Below are 16865 nucleotides of genomic sequence, written 5' to 3'. Positions count from 1 at the left end.
TGCACTGCAACCCCGACCGGGCGGTGCTGGACAAGGCTGCAGTTGGAGGTGGATCGCTTCTATTATGGTGCGCGGATCTACCCGATGTCATGATCACGCCGAAGCTCCGCTCATGGCATTCGCTCATCAGGAGCGCGGCAGCCCGGAGATATGATAGGGAACGTCGGTTCCAGGCATGAAGCCGAACGGCAAAGGGAGATAGTGGACGCAAGTGGATTGGTACGACGTCTTCCTGGCCATTTTTGGCGCCGTCATTCTTCTGACCGCTTGGCTACCCCTTCTGCTGAAGGAACTGCCGTTGTCCTTGCCCATGGTCTGCATCGGGACGGGGGTGTTGCTGACCTGGTCGCCGCTACTGCCAAGTGACTGGGCGAACCCACTTGAGAACCGGTTCATCACCGAGCGGATGACGGAGTTTGTCGTTATCGTCTCCCTCATGGGCGCCGGGCTGAAACTGGATCGGCCGATCGGCTGGTGCAATTGGCAGATGACATGGCGCCTTCTTTTCATTGCAATGCCGATCACCATCGCTGGCGTCGCTTTGCTCGGTTGGGCGGTCCTCGGATTGGGCATTGCCGCGGCTCTTCTTCTCGGCGCCGCTCTTGCGCCGACTGATCCGGTCCTGGCCAGCGACGTACAAGTTGGACCACCTCAATCCGGCGAGGAGGACGAGGTGCGCTTTGCGCTGACCTCGGAAGCCGGCCTCAACGACGGCGCGGCCTTTCCATTCGTCTACCTGGCCATTGCGATCGCGCTCTCGCAGGCCTCGGGTGAACCCTTTCTCGCAGACTGGCTGCTCATCGATGTCATCTGGAAAGTCGGCGCAGGCGTGGCCATCGGCTGGATTGGCGGATGGGTGATGGGGCATCTCACATTCCGGCTGCCGAACCGGGCGGCACTTGCCAAATCGAATGACGGATTTGCTGCGCTCGGCATCACCTGCCTTGCCTATGGCACGACCGAGTTGGCCAATGGCTACGGCTTCCTCGCGGTCTTTGTCGCTGCCGTGGCTTTCCGGGCGGTTGAACGGCGACACCGCTACCATCGCAACCTGCACAGCTTCGCCGAACAGATCGAACGCCTGGTCATGATGGTGTTGTTGGTCTGCTTCGGTGCCGCCATCGCCGAGGGAACGATTTTTAATGCGCTGAGCTGGCCGGTCGTTTTTGTCGCCGCCCTGATCCTGCTTGTCTTGCGACCCCTTTCCGGCTGGATCAGCCTTGCTGGTCACCCCGCACCGTATCAGGAGAGGTTGGCGATCTCCTTCTTCGGTATCCGCGGCCTCGGCTCGTTCTACTATGTCGCCTATGCCCTGGGTCAGGCCGAATTCGACGACGTGCAAGTTATCTGGGTCACGGTCTGTTGCGTGGTTCTCGTTTCGATCGTCATCCACGGGATCGCAGTTACCCCGATCATGAGCCGTCTCGACCGCCACCGGAGTTCAACGCGCAGCGCAGCGGGATCGCCGCATCGCAAGCCGTCGGCAACCAAGCGCTCATGTCCCTAGAGCGGGATGGCCTCCAGGCTTCGTATCGAGCCGGCCAAGGAAGGCCTTGGCCGGCCCGTCCGTCGCCCTTTCACATCATGCAGCTTGCCGCTCGGCCATCGGCCGCACGTTCTGGTTCAGACGGAACAAGTTTGCGCGATCGTAGCGCGCCTTGAGTTCCGTCAACCGTCGGTAGTTGGGACCGTACGCCGCCTCCACACGATCGGTTTCGTCCGCTGGCATGAAGTTGATATAGGCTGTGCCGATCGCGTAGGGGCTGGCGGCCTCGAACAGCCCGCGCGCCCAGCCGATGCAGGCCTGGTCCATCTCCGGCTCGCGCCAGCGCGCATGCACGTTCAGGACGTAGTGCGAGCTGCGCTGCGGGAAGGAAGTAGCTTCCGTCGCGATCCGGCCCGCGGCGCCGCCGACATGGCCGATGAAGACCTCGCATTCCGGCCCGGGCAGCCGCCGGATGGCATCGAGAACGACGCCGATCGTATCATCGGAGAGCTCGCCGAAATCATGGCTCTTCCAGTAGTTGCGGGCCCCGGGGGTCAGAAGCGGATCGAAGGCCTGCTGCCAGCCGGTGAACGGTGCCGGCGCGACAACGTCGGCAATCGGCCTGCCGATGGAACGCAGCCGGGCCGTCGCCTTCTCGCCCTCGGCGATGTCACCGCAGTAGCATATCGCAAGAACCAGTACCCGTTTGCCGTGCCACTCGGCCGCCAGGAAGGGAAGCGGGGGCGCTTGCCGCAATACCGCCCAGCAGGTCAGCTCGTCGGGCGCATCGTCGAGCGCCTCGCGATACTGCCTCAGGATCGAGGCGGCATCGTCGAACGGGTGGACGACCAGGCCGGCCATCACCTGCGGCCCGAGTTCGTGGAGCTGGAACTCGAACGCGGTGACCACTCCGAAATTCCCGCCGCCGCCGCGGATCGCCCAGAAAAGATCCGGGTTTTCCGCGAGGCTGGCACGCAGAAGCCCGTCATCGGCGGTCACCACGTCAGCGCTAAGGAGATTGTCGAGCGTCAGACCCAACTTGCGGGTGAGCCACCCGAAGCCGCCGCCAAGCGTCAGGCCGGCTATTCCGGTGGTGGAATTAATGCCGGTCGGAACCGCGAGGCCAAATGCCTGCGTCTCCTTGTCGATGTCGGCTAGCGTGGCGCCCGGTTCTACCCAGGCGCGCCGCGCGGCTGCGTCGACGCGGACGGATTTCATCGGCGAAAGATCGACCAGGAGCCCGCCGTCGCAGACGCCGTTGCCGGCGATATTGTGCCCGCCGCCGCGCACCGCGACGAGAAGCCTGTTGTCACGCGCGAAGCGCACCGCGCTCACCGCATCGGCGGCGCCGGCGCAGCGCACAATGAGGCCGGGACGTCGGTCGATCATGGCGTTCCAGATCGTCCGGGCATCATCGTAGCCGAGATCGGCGGCGGTCAGCGCTTTGCCGCGGAGCTGACTGCCGAGTGCCTCGATCGTGGCGGCGCTGATCGTGGTCTGCCCTCCATCAAGGGTCGTCAAGCTGAGATCGTTCATGATCTATCCTCCCTTTCGTTGTTACTTCCTCCTAGCCTTCCACCAGCGAAACCGGTTTCTCCACACGACCGAGCCGTCCGCTCGGGTGACCGCCGGCAAGGTGGCGCGAATGACTTCACTGACGCGCGCCTCGCCCGCTTGCCGCGCTACCTTGACGTTCACGCCGGCAGCCATGTTCGCGCGAACAGCCGTTTCAATGTCGGGGAAAGCAAGGTCGGCGGCGAAGTCCTCGGTCTCAACCGGCCCCAGCCCGGCCTTGTGCATCGCGGTCTCGACGTCACCCTCGTCGAGCAGCGGACCGGGCGGATTTCCGCCGGGGGGCGGCGGAAGCAGAGCCATAACCTTGGATACCGTTACTTTCATCAGTTCGCAGTCTTCGCGCCGTCCCCAGGTGAGCATGAAGATCGTGCCGTCGCGCCGGCAGACGCGACGCGCCTCCGACAGGGCATTGACCAGATCTGCTGCGAACTGGAATGCGTTGATGCCAGTCACTATGTCGAAGCTTTGGTCGTCGAATGGGAGCTCCTCCATCTCGCCCACCTCGATGCGAGAACCCGGCAGGCGCTCACGCGCGATCGTCACCAGATTTTCCGAACCATCCAGCCCGGCAACCTCCGCACCGAGCTTGCGCGCAATCATCAAGGCTCCGCCGGCGCCGCAGCCGATATCGAGCAGTCTGGTGCCGGGACCTACACCGGCATGCGCCATGGCGGCCTCGAAGATATGCCGCCAGGCCGGCTCCTGCACTTCGGCCCAATCTCTGGCTTTTGCGCCCCAGAGTTCGCCCTGAACCTGTGCCGTTCCCATGCTCAATGCCTTGCAGGTGAAATGAAGGGAAAGGCGCCGGCGTAAGTCCGGCGCCTCCAAACAAATGTCACTCGGCAGCGATTTTTCCCCGCGTATCCATTGTTAGCTCGGCTTCGCCGGAAACGGGATCCGTGACCCCGAGCCCATTGCCCAGGTCCTCCAGGATATTCCGCATCTTGTCGAGTTCGCCGATCATCTCCGGTCTGGATTGCACGATGCTGTCGAAGCTGTCCCATTCGCCAACAAAGCAGTAAGAGCGCTCGCCGATCTTGACGAGCGAGAAGCGGCGCAGGCCCGCCTGCTGCATTCTCTCCAGCTTGGTCGGATCGATCCGGCGATGCATGTCGAGATACTCCTCCTCATGGCCGGGTTTGACGCGCATCCGCACGATGTTGAAAGCGGTCATTTTCTTGCTCCTCCGAAATAGCTGGGTTGCACTTATTCGTCCCAGGCCTGAACGATTGTCTGTCTGGCGATGATGCCGTCCTTCAGGTCAGCCATCGCAATGCACAGGACCTTGGTGCCGTCCGGATAGGTGCAGGCTTCCGTGAAGGCGAGACGCTCGCCTTCTGCGGCTGTCGCTTCCACGGCGTGCGTCATCGAGCGGCCGCAGACGTCCTCCCAAAATGCTGATATCTCCTGCTTCCCTCGTACCTCGCGCGGCCTGCTCGGCGGATTTGCGCGGTCGATGATCCTGATTACCGCATCATCGGCGTAGAATGCGGACAGAGCTCGGGCGTCCCTGCCCTCGGTAGCTCTCTTGACAGCTGCGGCTGTTACGGGCGTTCTGGTCGTAAGCATTTTCTGCCTCCTTTGATCGGTGGTCGTCTTGAAGGCTGTAGGGGAGACCGCGGTTTGGCGCCGCTTACTGCCTGGCCATGGTCTTCTCGCGCATCTCCATCGCTGCCTTGTCGAATTCGGTGAACTCCTGCTTCAGTGTTGCAATATCGATCTGGTTGCCGTGCAGGACGGCGCTCCAGTGGCGGGCGATTGCGGCCACCGCCACGGCTTCCTGCACTTCCTGATCGGTGGCGCCAGCGAGATAAGCCGAACGGGTGTCGAGCCAGACGCAGTACTGGCAGGAAATCTGGGCCGCCACCCCAACAGCGGTCAGCGCCTTCTCCTTGGCGGACAACACGGTGTTCTCGCTTTCCAGTATTTTGAGCTCGACCCAGGAACCAGGCAAAGCGGACGGCGGGAAGGCTTTTACCAAACCGGGCACGAAGCCCCAGGTCTTCTCGATATCGGCAATGGTTGCCTCAGCCGACATGCCAATCTCTTCGGTGGCAGCATTGCCCTGAAACACGAGTGCCGCGGCCGTTCCGACGGCGAGCGCGAGCGAACGAACAGTCGTGGTCATGACGGTTCTCCTCAACCCAGATTTGCAAGCGGTCTCAACCGATCCTGCTCCACCTTCGGACGGATGCGGAGAGGAGTTTACAGGCGCCTCGGAATGGCGAAAAATGCCAAGAATTCATCGCGTCGATGCAGCGTCGGCATCGACTGGAGGGCGTCATGGAAATGCATGAAATACGCTACTTCCTCGCAGCATGCCGGACGCTGAATTTTCACCGGGCCGCGGAGTTGGCCAACGTCACGCAGCCGGCGCTGACGCGGGCCATCCAGAAGCTTGAAGCCGAACTCGGCGGCCTGTTGTTTCATCGCGAACGCAACCACGTCCAACTTACCGATTTCGGCCGTCTTATGCGCAGCCACTTGGAGGAGATCCTCCGGCGTTCCGAGGCTGCCAAAGAAACGGCAAGGGGTTTCCTGAAGCTAGAGGCGGCACCGTTGGCGCTCGGGGTCATGTGCACGATTGGGCCGCTGCGCTTCGTAGGCTTCCTCAATGCTTTTCACGAAAGACATCCGGGGATCGGCATCACAGTTATCGAAGGCGTGCCGGGCCGCCTCACCGAACTCCTTCTGGAAGGCAAGCTGGACGTTGCGCTGATGGCGCAGCCGGGGCCTTTCGAAAAGCGGCTGCGGCCAGAGTCGATCTATTCCGAGCGCTTCGGCTTGGCCTTCTGCACCGGCCACCCCTTTGAAATGCGCAATATGCTCCACCTGAGCGACGTCGAAGGCGAGCCTTATCTCGACCGCATCAATTGCGAGTACAGTCATCATATAGACGTTTTGTGCGGTGAGCGCGGCATCCGCATCACAACCGCTTATCGGAGTGAGCGGGAAGACTGGATCATGGCCATGGTGGCCGCGGGGATGGGTGTCTGCTTCGCCCCCGAATTCTCGGTCTGCCTGCCGGGCGTCTGCCACCGCCCCGTCGCGGACCCGGGGGTGGTACGGGAGGTTTCGCTGGTCTCCGTGGCACGGCGCACCTCTTCACCTGCGGTGAGAGCTTTCACGGAAGCGGTTTGCAACTATGAATGGACGGCAGGAACCATCGCGGAGTCTACCCGCGTTTCAGAATAGGCGGGCGCGTGGTGATCGAGCAGCTCGGCCCCTTTGGGCGGCTAAGCGCCTCCAAACTCGGCCGTTGTGGCCCAAGCCGGGCATTCTGGAAGGCGACCGGCAGCTTTCCCGGTTCTCGATTTGATGAGAGCTGACTGTGAAAATCTCAGCCGCTACGATTGTAACGTCAGGCCTGCACGTCGCACGACTTAACTGCAGAGGGGTTCTCCTCCGTGTAGGCGACAAGCGCGAGACTATTCTCGGCACGGCTGCAGGTCACATAAAGTAGGCGGCGTGTGCGATCGATACCCGTCTCTTTTCTTTCCGCCACGTTCTTGATTTCAGTTTGCGAAGCGGCTTTGGCACTGAGCAACTTCCGTTCCATGTGATCGAGCACATGGCCAAAAAATAGACCGCAATCCCGCATGGCCGGCGCATGCAGGCGACGGCCGATAAGCTGCGTGCCCCGCCGTCGACCGATTGACGCGAGGAGCCGGGGAGCTTTCTGACGCCTCGATGCAGCGCACGCTTGGGCGTCAGTGATGGCGTCACCACCACACAGTCATGGCCCGGTTCAACAATCTGACGGTAGAGACTGTAACCCGTCGGGCCCGCCTCATAGCAAAAGTCGGGCTTGGCTCCACGCCTTGAGAGCTTGTTGACCATCGATGCCACAGACGCCCTCTCCGACGAGATATCGCCGAATAACCGCACATCGCCGTTGCGCGCTCCTTCGGCAACCGCAACCGAAATATTCAGCTTCGAGGTATTCAAGCCGATGAAAATTATGCTTTCTCTTTCATGGTTCGCCCTCGCTAAGCTTGCTGCTTGGCTCCGGCCAATCCAGAACAACCCCCGGATTTTAGCTTACTGCGGGGGCAGGCCAACCTTCACCCTTATTCAACCGGTCTCCATGTCACCCGTTCGCCATCAGGCAGGTACAACAGTTTCACGTAGTTGCGCATCAGCATGATCTGGTCTGGCAGGATGACGCTGTTTCCGGTGGCGCGGCTGAGAACGAGACCGCCTTCGATAACTGTGGAGATCATGTCGGCAAGTGCGTCCGGATCCACCTCCCCCACCGGTCGGTAGCGTTCGGCTATGGCATCGATGCTCTCGCGGAACCGCGCGCGCCAACGTAGCACGATGTCATGCGTCAACGCGCGGACATCCTTGTCGAAAAGGCGTTCCTGGTAGCAGAAGGTGGCGACGAGACAGCCCGGAAAGGCTTCCGGCAGTTTGGCCATCATCTCCGCCAGCAGCTTCAGGCCGATGAGAAATGACTGTAGCGGATCGTCGGACAGTTCTCGGCCTCGCGCGAAGACATCATCGAGAAGCGCATCATCGCGTTCCACGTAGCGCTCCAGCAGCGCCAGTGCCAGGGCGTTTTTGTTGGCGAAGTGGTAGAAAAAGCCGTTCTTGGTGATGTTTGCCTCGGCCACGAGTTCCTCGATGGAGGTCGCTCCGAAGCCTTTAGCGAGGACAGCCCGCTCGGCAATGTCGAGAATTTTCTCCCGCGTCCCGGTGCCGGGAGACCTGTCCGGGTCTTCCATCTCGTGCACTCCGAGTCCAGTTGACGGCACCCTGCGCGCGATCACGTTCCATCCAGCAGCCGTCCGTCCCTCTTATCCTACTGATTTCCCGTGCAGATCCAAATCACTTCCCGGTTCACCGCGGGACCACTGGTCCAGCTTCGCAAACCCGGCCACATTTTTTCGGGACTCGATATTGGGAAATGGAGGAAACGATGGCTCTCCAGGAAACAAGGACGTCAGCACTCCGTTCCGCACGAACCGGACGTAATGGCGTGGCTGCGCTTTCGCGACATTTCGAAGGCGAACTCCTCCGTCCCGGCGACCACGGGTTCGATGAGGCCGCTTCCATCTGGAATGGCGCGGTCGAATGCCGTCCGGCGCTTGTCGCGCGCTGCGCATCCTCGGATGACGTATCCGCTGCCGTGCGTTTCGCCGCGAAAAACGATGTCCTCGTCGCGGTCAAGGGAGGCGGGCACAATGTCGCCGGTTCCGCGACCTGCAACGGCGGCATGGTCATCGATCTCTCGCCAATGAACGATGTGCGCGTTGACCCGGCGGCCCGGCGCGCACGGGCCGGCGGCGGGGCCACCTGGGCCGACGTCGATCGCGCCACCCAGCCCTTTGGCCTGGCCGCACCGGGAGGGCTCGTATCGAGAACCGGCATAGCGGGGCTTACGCTGGGCGGAGGGCTGGGTTGGCTCCGGCGCAAATGGGGTCTCAGTTGCGACAATCTCGCTTCCGTGGAGATCGTGACCGCCGACGGTTCCGTCGTCACGGCGAGCGGGAAGCAGAACAAGGACCTCTTCTGGGCCGTTCGGGGCGGTGGCGGAAACTTCGGCGTCGTCACGGAATTCGAGTATGTCCTGCATCCGGTCGGCCCCGAAATCATGTTCTGTTTTGTCCTTTATCCGGCTGCCGACGGCCGCCAGGTCCTGCGCGGCTGGCGTGGATTTTGTGATACGGCACCCGATGAGGTCAGTTCCATCGTGCTGTGCGGCACAGTGCCTGCGGAGGAGAGTTTCCCGGAAGATATCCACGGACACCAGTTTGTCGCGATTGCGGCGCTGCATTGTGGGACAGTGGAGGAGGGGCACCCGATGCTGCAACCGCTGCGCGAACTCGCCAATCCCCTTTGCGACTTCAGCGGTCCGGCACCCTATGTCGAGGTGCAGTCGATGTTCGACCAAGATTACCCCGACGGCCTGCGCTACTACTGGAAATCGCTCTTCCTTGACCGTTTCGACGATGAGGCGATCGACGTGCTCCTGGAATTGGCTGCCGAGCGGCCATCACCGCTGTCGACAGTCGATATCTGGCAACTCGGCGGCGCCATGGCGAGCGTCGGCCCCAAAGAGACCGCCTTTGGGTCACGCGGCTCGCCGTACCTCCTTGGCGCGGAATCGAATTGGGAGGACCGGCAGGAGGACGAGGCGAACAGAAACTGGGCCCGCGATGCGTGCGACCGCATGGCGAAATTTGCCAGCGGTGCAAGCTACTCCAACTTCGAGCCTGATATCGAAGCGAGCGGATGTTTCGACCAGGCGCATCTCCAGCGGCTGGCGGAACTCAAGAGGCGATACGATCACGGAAATCTGTTTCGCCTGAACCACAATATCCAGCCAGGATAGGCGCCTCACGGGTACGCATGATCGGCTGTTTGTCAGCGTTTGCGCAGCCTCTTATCTATTCGTGAGTGTCTGGTTGAAGTCGAACTGGACCGTTGTCCGGAATTCCGCTTCCGACGTGGCGTCGACCTGCAGCTTGGCAGTCTGCAATGTCTGCCTCCGGACAGCCCCAGAGTTGCCCCGGAACGGTCGAGATGGGGCGTATTACCACCGTTCTCGATTCGAATTGCCGTCGGCGAATCCTTCCGCTCGGGGATCGAGCGTCGCCGGATATGTGTCTTCGACAGGTGGAGCGGATCCGCATCGGAGAGTGTATTGGAGAGTATGGCTATCCGATGTCGGGGCCGCCAACACTCGAGCCAGCGTATCAACGGACTTCCTCAGAGTTGATGACGGGGCGGGGTTGTCATGCAACCTCGATCCGCCGCCCCTCCCGTGCCGAGGCGGCAATAGCATGGATGATTTTCTCGAACTCCAGCGCGGCGGCGAAGTCTGGTCCCGACCTTTCGCCGCCGCCGATCCATCGCAGGAACGCGCCGGCTTCCAGGACCTTGAGGTCGTTGATGCCCAGCTGGTGACCGGGCGCGGGGCAGAAATGGCCGTAGGGGGGATGTGCCGGGCCGGTCAGGATCGTCTTGAAACCCTGTTCGCCGGCGGGCCCTTCGTTCCGGTATAGCTGCAGTTCGTTCATGCGCTCCTGGTCGAAGACGATCATGCCGGTGGTGCCATGCACCTCGAAGCCGAGCCTGTTCTTGCGGCCCCAGGCCGAGCGCGATGTCGACAGCGAGCCATGGGCGCCGCCGCGAAACCGCACCAGCGCCGTGGCCGTATCCTCGTTCTCGACCTTGCCCCGCCCGTTGCCGTCCGCCAACGGGCGGGTCTCATGGATTGTCTGTATGTCGGCAATGAGGCTTTCCACCGGCCCCATCAACCCATGGGCCATGGAAACCAGGTGGCAGCCGAGATCGCCGAGGGCACCAAGTCCGGCCTCGTCCAACCTGGCCCGCCAGGTCCACGGCAGGTCGGGATCGGCCTGATAATCCTCGTCGACCCAGCCGCGAAAATGGACGGGCCTGCCGATCGCACCCTCGCGCACGAGGCGCTGGGCGTGAAGGAAAGCCGGGTTCTTGATATAGTTGTAGCCGACCATGGTCTTCACGCCCGCCCGCTCCGCCGCCTCGGCCATTTCCTCGGCCTCGGCCAGTGTCAGCCCCATGGGCTTTTCGCAATGAACGTGCTTTCCCGCCCTGATCGCCGCCAGCGCCATCTCCCGGTGCATCCGGTTCGGCGTGGTGATCGACACGAGATCGACTTTCGTATCCTCTACCAGGCTGCGCCAATCGTCCGTGCACCGGGCGAAGCCGAACTGCTCCGCCATCTGCCGGGCACGCTCCGCCGGCGTATCGCACAGAAGTTCCAGCCGGGCCTGGGGAACATCGCCAAGCACGGCCTTGGCCGCGCGGTAGGCCAGCGCATGCGCCTTGCCCATGAAGCCGGTGCCGATCAGGCCCATGCCCACATCTGCCATGACAACCTCCCACATATTCCCAGCGACGATGCTTGGAATTTTTATTCCAAACGCGTAGGATCATGGTAGACCATTTGTCAAGCTGAATGAAAGAAACTCCGATGGACGCATCCCCCGCACCGGCGACGGTGGAAGAACTGATGGACCGGATGCTGGACATCTCCGGCGGCCTGCCGAAGCGGTTGCGCCAATGCGCCGACTTCGTCGCCGCCAATCCCGACCGCATCGCCGTTTCCACTGTAGCGGAAATGGCCGAGGGCGCGGGCGTCAAGCCTTCGGCCTTCATGCGCTTTTGCCAGGTGCTTGGCTTCTCGGGCTATTCCCAGATGCAGCGCCTGTTTCGCGAAAACTATTCGCAGAACTGGCCCGATTATTCGACCCGCCTTGAGAAACTGCGTGAAAGCGGGGCGGGCAGCCCGTCCGCGTTGCTGGCCGAGTTCATAGAGGCCGGTCGTCACTCGCTGGAAAACCTGGCCAAGACGATCGATCCCCGCACCCTGGATGCGGCTATCAAGACGCTCGCCGAGGCGCAGATGGTGCATATCGTGGGCATGCGCCGCGCTTTCTCGGTCGCCGCCTATCTGGCCTATGCGTTCGAGAAGATGGACGTGCCGACCATGCTGCATGACAGCGTCGGCAAGCTGGACAGCCGCCATGCAATCCGCCAGGGTGACGCCGTTATCGCCATCACCTTTGCGCCCTACACGCACGAGACCGTCGAACTGGCCGATGCCGCGCGTCGGGCCGGTGCGGGGGTGGTCGCCATCACAGATTCGCTTGCGAGTCCCCTGCGGCCGGTGACGCCGCTGCTGCTGACGATCTCCGAAGCCGACTTCGGCGATTTCCGCTCCCTCTCGGCAACGCTGTCGCTGGCGATGGCGCTTGTGGTGTCCGTGGGGACCATCAGGCGCGCTTGAAATGGAATTTAATGATTGATTTTTGGTATAAAATAGAACATATCTTCCATTATCAGCGCCGGCTGACCTTTCTTCGCCGGTAGGATGGTTTCGGGGTGGAGGAGAACCGCCTGACGTCCTTTCGAAATGGCCCCTGGCGCGGAACAGGCGTGCCGGACCGCGCAAACAACGGAGGAGAACAGGATGAAGCCCCTCGATCTCATCACCATTGGCCGTTCCTCGGTTGATCTTTACGGCGCGCAGGTCGGCGGGCGGCTGGAGGATATGAGCTCCTTCAACAAATATATCGGCGGCTCGCCCACCAACATCGCCGCCGGCACTGCGCGGCTGGGCCTGAAGTCGGCGCTGATCAGCCGTGTCGGCGACGAGCATATGGGGCGTTTTATCCGCGAAGAACTGGAGCGCGAAGGCGTCGATACACGCGGCCTCGCGACCGACCCGGAGAGGCTAACGGCGCTGGTGCTCCTCGGCATCCGGGATCAGGACCAGTTTCCGCTGATCTTCTATCGCGAGAACTGCGCCGACATGGCGCTCGACGAGAACGACATCGATCCCGAGTTCATCGCCGAAGCGCGCTGCGTCTGCGTCACCGGAACCCATCTTTCGCATCCGCGGACCGAGGCTGCGGTTCTCAAGGCCCTGAGGCTGGCGCGCGAGACTGGCGGCAAAACGGCACTCGACATCGACTACCGTCCCAATCTCTGGGGGCTGGCCGGTCACGGCGCCGGCGAAAGCCGCTTTATCGCCTCCGAGCGCGTGACGGCGAAATTGCAGGGCACGCTCGGCCTTTTCGATCTCATCGTCGGCACGGAAGAAGAGTTCCACATCGCCGGCGGCTCCACGGACACCATTGAGGCTCTGCGCGCCGTGCGCCGGCTGACGCAGGCCGTGCTCGTGTGCAAGCGCGGTCCGATGGGTGCCGCAGCTTTTTCCGGGGCCATTCCCGACACGCTGGATGAAGGTGAGGCAGGCGAGGGGTTTCCCATCGAGGTATTCAACGTGCTGGGCGCCGGTGACGGGTTCATGTCGGGCCTGCTCAAGGGCTGGCTCACCGGCGAGGACTGGCCGACGACGCTCAAATACGCCAACGCCTGCGGTGCCTTTGCCGTATCGCGCCATGGATGCGCACCCGCATATCCCTCATGGGAGGAGTTGCAGTATTTTTTCCGTACCGGCGTCCGCAATCGCGCCCTGCGCAAAGACGCCGCGCTTGAGCAGGTGCACTGGGCCACCAACCGCAAGGGCGACTGGTCGCAAATGCGGGTGTTCGCCTTCGACCATCGCCTGCAACTGGAGGAGATCGCCGGGGAGGCAGGAGCCGATCCGGCGCGTATCGGCGTGTTCAAGACGCTCTGCCTTGAAGCCGTGCACCGCGTCGCCGGCGACAGGCCGGGCTATGGCATTCTGTGCGACGGGCGGCATGGCCGTGACGCGCTCTACAAGGCTGCCGGCACCGGGTTGTGGATCGGCCGGCCCGTCGAATGGCCGGGCTCGCGCCCGCTGACCCTGGAGCCGGAGATCGGTCCGGACTATGGGGGCCTGGTTGAATGGCCGCTGGAGCATGTGGTCAAGGTGCTGTGCTTTTATCATCCTGGCGACGATGCCGCGACCAAGGCGCAGCAGGAGGACGTGGTCAAGCGGCTCTTCACGGCGGCGCGGCGCAATCGCCTGGAAATGCTGCTGGAAATCATACCCTCGAAGGTCGCCGCCTGCGACGACGAGACGGCCGCCGCCGTCATCGATCGGTTCTATGAGATCGGCGTCTATCCTGATTGGTGGAAGCTCGAACCGATGAAATCGCGCGAGGCCTGGCGCAAGGCCTGCGAGGCCATCCATCGCAACGACCCCCACACCCGTGGTATCGTCGTCCTCGGCCTCGATGCGCCGGCGGAGGAACTGGAGGACAGTTTCGCGGTGGCCGCCGGCTTCGACCTGGTCAAGGGCTTCGCGGTCGGCCGCACCATTTTCGCCGATGCCGCCAGGAAATGGTTTTCGGGGAACATCGACGATCAGGAAGCGGTTTCCGACATGGCCGAAAGATACGCCGCGCTTTGCGCCGTCTGGGACAGGGCGCGTGCGCGCGCCAGAAAAGGGGAGGCAGCATGAAAACCGTCCGACTGACCGCCGCTCAGGCCGCTACCCGCTACATCGCCGCCCAGATGAACGAGGAAGACGAACCCTTCATCGCCGGCATGTGGGCGATCTTCGGGCACGGCAATGTCGCCGGTCTCGGCGAGGCGCTTTATGCGGCGCGTGACACACTGCCGACCTGGCGGGGCCACAACGAGCAAGGCATGGCGCACGCCGCGATTGCCTATGCCAAGCAGCTTGGCCGCCGTCGCGCGATGGCGGTCACCTCGTCGATCGGCCCCGGCGCCACCAACATGGTGACGGCGGCGGCGCTCGCCCACGTCAACCGGCTGCCGGTCCTGTTCATGCCGGGCGATGTCTTCGCCAATCGGGGGCCGGATCCCGTGCTGCAGCAGGTGGAGGATTTCGGCGACGGCACGGTGAGCGTCAATGACTGTTTCCGCCCGGTCTCGCGCTATTTCGACCGGATCAGCCGGCCGGAGCATCTGTTGACGGCGCTGCCGCGTGCATTCCGGGTCATGACGGACCCGGCCGAATGCGGGCCGGTGACGCTGGCCTTCTGCCAGGACGTGCAGGCCGAGGCCTATGACTGGCCGGAAAGCTTTTTCGAGGAAAGGATATGGCGGCGGCGCAGGCCTCATCCCGACGAGGTGGAGCTTGCGGCGGCGGTCGAGGCGATCCGCGCCTCCAGCCGTCCCGTCATCGTCGCCGGCGGCGGCGTGCATTATGCGGGCGCCTGCGAGGCGCTGAAGGCCTTTGCCGAAAAGCACGCGATCCCCATCGTCGAGACCCAGGCCGGAAAATCGGCGCTGCCCTGGGATCATCCGCTCAATCTCGGCCCCGTGGGCGTGACGGGTGCGGCAAGCGCCAACGCGGTCTGCGCCGAAGCCGATCTCGTTTTCGGCGTCGGCACGCGCTTCCAGGACTTCACCACCGGCTCCTGGGCGCTGTTCAAGAACCCGTCGCGCAAGCTTCTGGCCCTCAATGTCCAGCCCTATGACGGCTACAAGCACGATGCCCAGCCGCTGGTTGCCGACGCGCGCGTGGGGCTCGATCTCCTGTCGAAGGCGCTGGGCGGCTGGACGGCACAAGCGCCGGACCCGGCGTTCAAGGCGAATTGGTTTGCCGCCGCCGACGCGGTGACGCAGGCCCCTTCGGGTGACGGCAACGCCCTGCCCAGCGACATGCAGGTGATCGGCGCGGTGCAGCGCGCCGCCCGCGAGGACACCGTGGTGATGTGCGCCGCGGGAACCATGCCGGGCGAACTGCACAAGCTGTGGAAGGCCGGGCGGCCCGGCAGCTACCACATGGAATACGGCTACTCCTGCATGGGCTACGAGATCGCCGGCGGGATGGGCATCAAGATGGCCGAGCCGGCGCGCGACGTGATCGTCATGGTCGGCGACGGCTCCTACATGATGATGAACTCGGAGCTGGCCACCGCCGTGATGATGGGGATCAAGATAACCGTCGTCATCACCGACAATCGCGGCTATGGCTGCATCAACCGGCTGCAGATGAGCACCGGCGGCGCCGAGTTCAACAATCTGCTCGATCACGCGCAGCATGCGAACCCGTCGCGGATCGACTTCGTGGGCCATGCCACCTCGATGGGGGCGACGGCGCGCAAGGCGGGCTCCATCGCCGAATTGGAAGGAGCGCTGGCCGAGGCGCGCGAGGCCGACGGTCCGTTCGTCGTGGTCATCGACACCGATCCCTATCCCTCCACCGAGGCGGGCGGCCATTGGTGGGACGTCGCGGTGCCTGAAACCTCGAACCGCGAGGAAGTAAGGGCGGCGCGCAAAAGATATGAAGCCATGTTGAAAGAAAGAAACTGAATGATCCGCTACGGCACCAATCCCATCGCCTGGTCCAATGACGACGATCAGAGCATCGGCTCGCACATCCCGCTCGAGCAGTGCCTGCGCGAGGCGGCAGAAATAGGCTTCGACGGCATCGAGAAGGGCCACAAGATGCCCGCCGACGGCGCCGAGCTGAAAGCCGTTCTGGCGACCCATGGCCTGGTTTTCGTGTCCGGCTGGCACTCGCTAAACCTGTTGGTCAACGACATCGAGACCGAGAAGAAGGCGATCCAGCCGCATCTCGACATGCTCAAGGCCAATGGGTGCAAGGTCTGCATCGTGTGCGAGACCTCGAACGCCGTTCACGGCAACGACGCGGTCGCGCTGCGCGACCGGCCCGTGCTGCCCGAGGCCTCATGGCCGCGATTCTGCGCCGGCGTCGAGGCGCTCGCGCGATACTGCGCCGAACAGGGCATCCACCTCGTGTACCATCACCACATGGGCACCATCGTCGAGAACCGCGAGGAGATCGGCAAGCTGATGGCGAGCACGGGGCCGGCGACAAAGCTTCTCCTCGATACGGGCCATGCCTGGTTCGGCGGCTCCGATCCCGTGGAGCTGGCGGAGACCCATGCCGGGCGCATCGGCCATTTCCACGCCAAGAATGTGCGCCCCGCCATCCGCGCGCAGGTGGAGACGGAGGGACTTTCCTTCCTCGAAGGCGTCAGGCGCGGCGTGTTCACCGTGCCGGGCGATGCGGAAGGCGGCATTGAGTTCACGCCCGTGCTGAAGGTGCTGGCGCGCGGCGGTTATGAAGGCTGGCTGGTGATCGAGGCCGAACAGGACCCGCTCAAGGCCGACCCCGTGGCTTATCAGTCCATGGGCCTGAAGGCGCTGAGGCAGGCAGCAGTGGACGCAGGGCTGGATCGGGCCGACGCGGCATGAGCTTTCTCGACGCAAGCCATCCCTTTTTCCGCCCGCTGTGGCGGCGCGTCCTCGTGGTCGCCATCTGCATCGGCTGGGGGCTGTTCGAGTTCGTCTCCGGCGCGCCCTTCTGGGGCATCTTGTTCACCGGCGCCGGCGCCTATGCCGCCTGGGTGCTGCTGATCGCCAAGACGCCGGACGATTAGAG

Annotated in this window: 15 protein-coding genes and 1 pseudogene; 8 read left to right on the top strand and 8 right to left on the bottom strand. The window is 63.2% G+C overall.

Annotated features, from left to right (window positions below):
- Nucleotides 1–211: 211 nt before the first annotated feature.
- Complete coding sequence (locus N1058_RS21480; protein ID WP_265519647.1) at nt 212–1507, top strand: cation:proton antiporter; 1296 nt, start codon at nt 212–214, stop codon at nt 1505–1507.
- Nucleotides 1508–1582: 75 nt separating this feature from the next.
- On the opposite strand, the gene N1058_RS21475 is transcribed toward N1058_RS21480, so the two are convergent.
- From N1058_RS21475 to N1058_RS21455, 5 genes are all read right to left on the bottom strand, one after another.
- Nucleotides 1583–3022: an FAD-binding oxidoreductase gene (locus tag N1058_RS21475; RefSeq protein WP_265519646.1), complete on the bottom strand. Its 1440-nt coding sequence runs from the start codon at nt 3020–3022 to the stop codon at nt 1583–1585.
- 21 nt (nt 3023–3043) lie between these two features.
- The gene (locus N1058_RS21470; protein WP_265519645.1) at nt 3044–3829 is read right to left on the bottom strand and encodes a class I SAM-dependent methyltransferase; all 786 of its coding nucleotides are present in this window, start codon (nt 3827–3829) and stop codon (nt 3044–3046) included.
- Nucleotides 3830–3896: 67 nt separating this feature from the next.
- Nucleotides 3897–4235 (bottom strand): DUF718 domain-containing protein, encoded by a 339-nt coding sequence (locus N1058_RS21465; RefSeq protein WP_265519644.1) that lies wholly within the window; start codon nt 4233–4235, stop codon nt 3897–3899.
- A 32-nt stretch (nt 4236–4267) separates the two neighbouring features.
- A complete protein-coding gene (locus N1058_RS21460) occupies nt 4268–4630 on the bottom strand; it encodes a nuclear transport factor 2 family protein (protein ID WP_265519643.1) in 363 nt (120 codons plus the stop codon).
- Between the two features lie 64 nt (nt 4631–4694).
- Entirely contained in the window at nt 4695–5189 is a 495-nt protein-coding gene (locus N1058_RS21455) for a carboxymuconolactone decarboxylase family protein (protein ID WP_265519642.1), read from the bottom strand.
- Between the two features lie 155 nt (nt 5190–5344).
- Here N1058_RS21455 and N1058_RS21450 point away from each other — a divergent pair, with 155 nt between their 5' ends.
- The gene (locus tag N1058_RS21450) at nt 5345–6256 is read left to right on the top strand and encodes a LysR family transcriptional regulator (protein ID WP_265519641.1); all 912 of its coding nucleotides are present in this window, start codon (nt 5345–5347) and stop codon (nt 6254–6256) included.
- A gap of 501 nt (nt 6257–6757) precedes the next feature.
- Here the strand turns inward: N1058_RS21450 and N1058_RS24175 are convergent.
- Together N1058_RS24175 and N1058_RS21445 are read right to left on the bottom strand one after the other, a co-directional pair.
- Nucleotides 6758–7078 (bottom strand): annotated as a pseudogene (locus N1058_RS24175) (hypothetical protein); the annotation flags it as partial.
- A 53-nt stretch (nt 7079–7131) separates the two neighbouring features.
- On the bottom strand, nt 7132–7788 hold the full coding sequence (locus N1058_RS21445; RefSeq protein ID WP_265519640.1) for a TetR/AcrR family transcriptional regulator: 657 nt from the start codon (nt 7786–7788) through the stop codon (nt 7132–7134).
- Between the two features lie 254 nt (nt 7789–8042).
- On the opposite strand from N1058_RS21445, the gene N1058_RS21440 reads away from it, so the two are divergent.
- On the top strand, nt 8043–9398 hold the full coding sequence (locus N1058_RS21440) for an FAD-binding oxidoreductase (protein WP_265519639.1): 1356 nt from the start codon (nt 8043–8045) through the stop codon (nt 9396–9398).
- 403 nt (nt 9399–9801) lie between these two features.
- On the opposite strand, the gene N1058_RS21435 is transcribed toward N1058_RS21440, so the two are convergent.
- Nucleotides 9802–10923, bottom strand: a complete 1122-nt coding sequence (locus tag N1058_RS21435; RefSeq protein WP_265519638.1) for a Gfo/Idh/MocA family protein — start codon at nt 10921–10923, stop codon at nt 9802–9804.
- A gap of 86 nt (nt 10924–11009) precedes the next feature.
- Between N1058_RS21435 and N1058_RS21430 the strand changes: the two genes are divergently transcribed.
- The 5 genes from N1058_RS21430 to N1058_RS21410 all read left to right on the top strand — a co-directional run bounded on the left by N1058_RS21430 (nt 11010) and on the right by N1058_RS21410 (nt 16863).
- A complete protein-coding gene (locus N1058_RS21430) occupies nt 11010–11840 on the top strand; it encodes a MurR/RpiR family transcriptional regulator (protein ID WP_420848027.1) in 831 nt (276 codons plus the stop codon).
- Nucleotides 11841–12023: 183 nt separating this feature from the next.
- Entirely contained in the window at nt 12024–13946 is a 1923-nt protein-coding gene (locus N1058_RS21425) for a bifunctional 5-dehydro-2-deoxygluconokinase/5-dehydro-2-deoxyphosphogluconate aldolase (RefSeq protein WP_265519636.1), read from the top strand.
- Nucleotides 13943–15769, top strand: coding sequence for a 3D-(3,5/4)-trihydroxycyclohexane-1,2-dione acylhydrolase (decyclizing) (gene iolD, locus N1058_RS21420; protein WP_265519635.1), 1827 nt, complete (start codon nt 13943–13945; stop codon nt 15767–15769). The genes N1058_RS21425 and iolD overlap by 4 nt, the downstream gene beginning before the upstream one ends.
- Nucleotides 15770–16678: a myo-inosose-2 dehydratase gene (gene iolE, locus N1058_RS21415; protein ID WP_265519634.1), complete on the top strand. Its 909-nt coding sequence runs from the start codon at nt 15770–15772 to the stop codon at nt 16676–16678. It begins immediately after the preceding gene.
- Complete coding sequence (locus tag N1058_RS21410) at nt 16675–16863, top strand: DUF3329 domain-containing protein (protein ID WP_265519633.1); 189 nt, start codon at nt 16675–16677, stop codon at nt 16861–16863. The genes iolE and N1058_RS21410 overlap by 4 nt, the downstream gene beginning before the upstream one ends.
- Nucleotides 16864–16865 lie beyond the last annotated feature (2 nt).

It is taken from the genome of Nitratireductor luteus (assembly GCF_026162365.1).
GTDB classification, from domain to species: Bacteria; Pseudomonadota; Alphaproteobacteria; order Rhizobiales; family Rhizobiaceae; genus Chelativorans; species Chelativorans luteus.
The sequence above is the reverse complement of the archived record's forward strand: the minus strand, read 5'-3'. Positions and strand labels throughout refer to the sequence as shown.

Excerpts from the sequence above, each read along its gene's own strand:
- N1058_RS21465 (WP_265519644.1), bottom strand. The coding sequence starts at position 4,235 with ATGACCGCTTTCAACATCGTGCGGATGCGCGTCAAACCCGGCCATGAG.
- N1058_RS21475 (WP_265519646.1), bottom strand. The coding sequence starts at position 3,022 with ATGAACGATCTCAGCTTGACGACCCTTGATGGAGGGCAGACCACGATC.
- N1058_RS21445 (WP_265519640.1), bottom strand. The coding sequence starts at position 7,788 with ATGGAAGACCCGGACAGGTCTCCCGGCACCGGGACGCGGGAGAAAATT.
- iolD (WP_265519635.1), top strand. The coding sequence starts at position 13,943 with ATGAAAACCGTCCGACTGACCGCCGCTCAGGCCGCTACCCGCTACATC.
- N1058_RS21425 (WP_265519636.1), top strand. The coding sequence starts at position 12,024 with ATGAAGCCCCTCGATCTCATCACCATTGGCCGTTCCTCGGTTGATCTT.
- N1058_RS21470 (WP_265519645.1), bottom strand. The coding sequence starts at position 3,829 with ATGGGAACGGCACAGGTTCAGGGCGAACTCTGGGGCGCAAAAGCCAGA.
- N1058_RS21410 (WP_265519633.1), top strand. The coding sequence starts at position 16,675 with ATGAGCTTTCTCGACGCAAGCCATCCCTTTTTCCGCCCGCTGTGGCGG.
- N1058_RS21450 (WP_265519641.1), top strand. The coding sequence starts at position 5,345 with ATGGAAATGCATGAAATACGCTACTTCCTCGCAGCATGCCGGACGCTG.
- iolE (WP_265519634.1), top strand. The coding sequence starts at position 15,770 with ATGATCCGCTACGGCACCAATCCCATCGCCTGGTCCAATGACGACGAT.
- N1058_RS21460 (WP_265519643.1), bottom strand. The coding sequence starts at position 4,630 with ATGCTTACGACCAGAACGCCCGTAACAGCCGCAGCTGTCAAGAGAGCT.
- N1058_RS21455 (WP_265519642.1), bottom strand. The coding sequence starts at position 5,189 with ATGACCACGACTGTTCGTTCGCTCGCGCTCGCCGTCGGAACGGCCGCG.
- N1058_RS21435 (WP_265519638.1), bottom strand. The coding sequence starts at position 10,923 with ATGGCAGATGTGGGCATGGGCCTGATCGGCACCGGCTTCATGGGCAAG.
- N1058_RS21430 (WP_420848027.1), top strand. The coding sequence starts at position 11,010 with ATGAAAGAAACTCCGATGGACGCATCCCCCGCACCGGCGACGGTGGAA.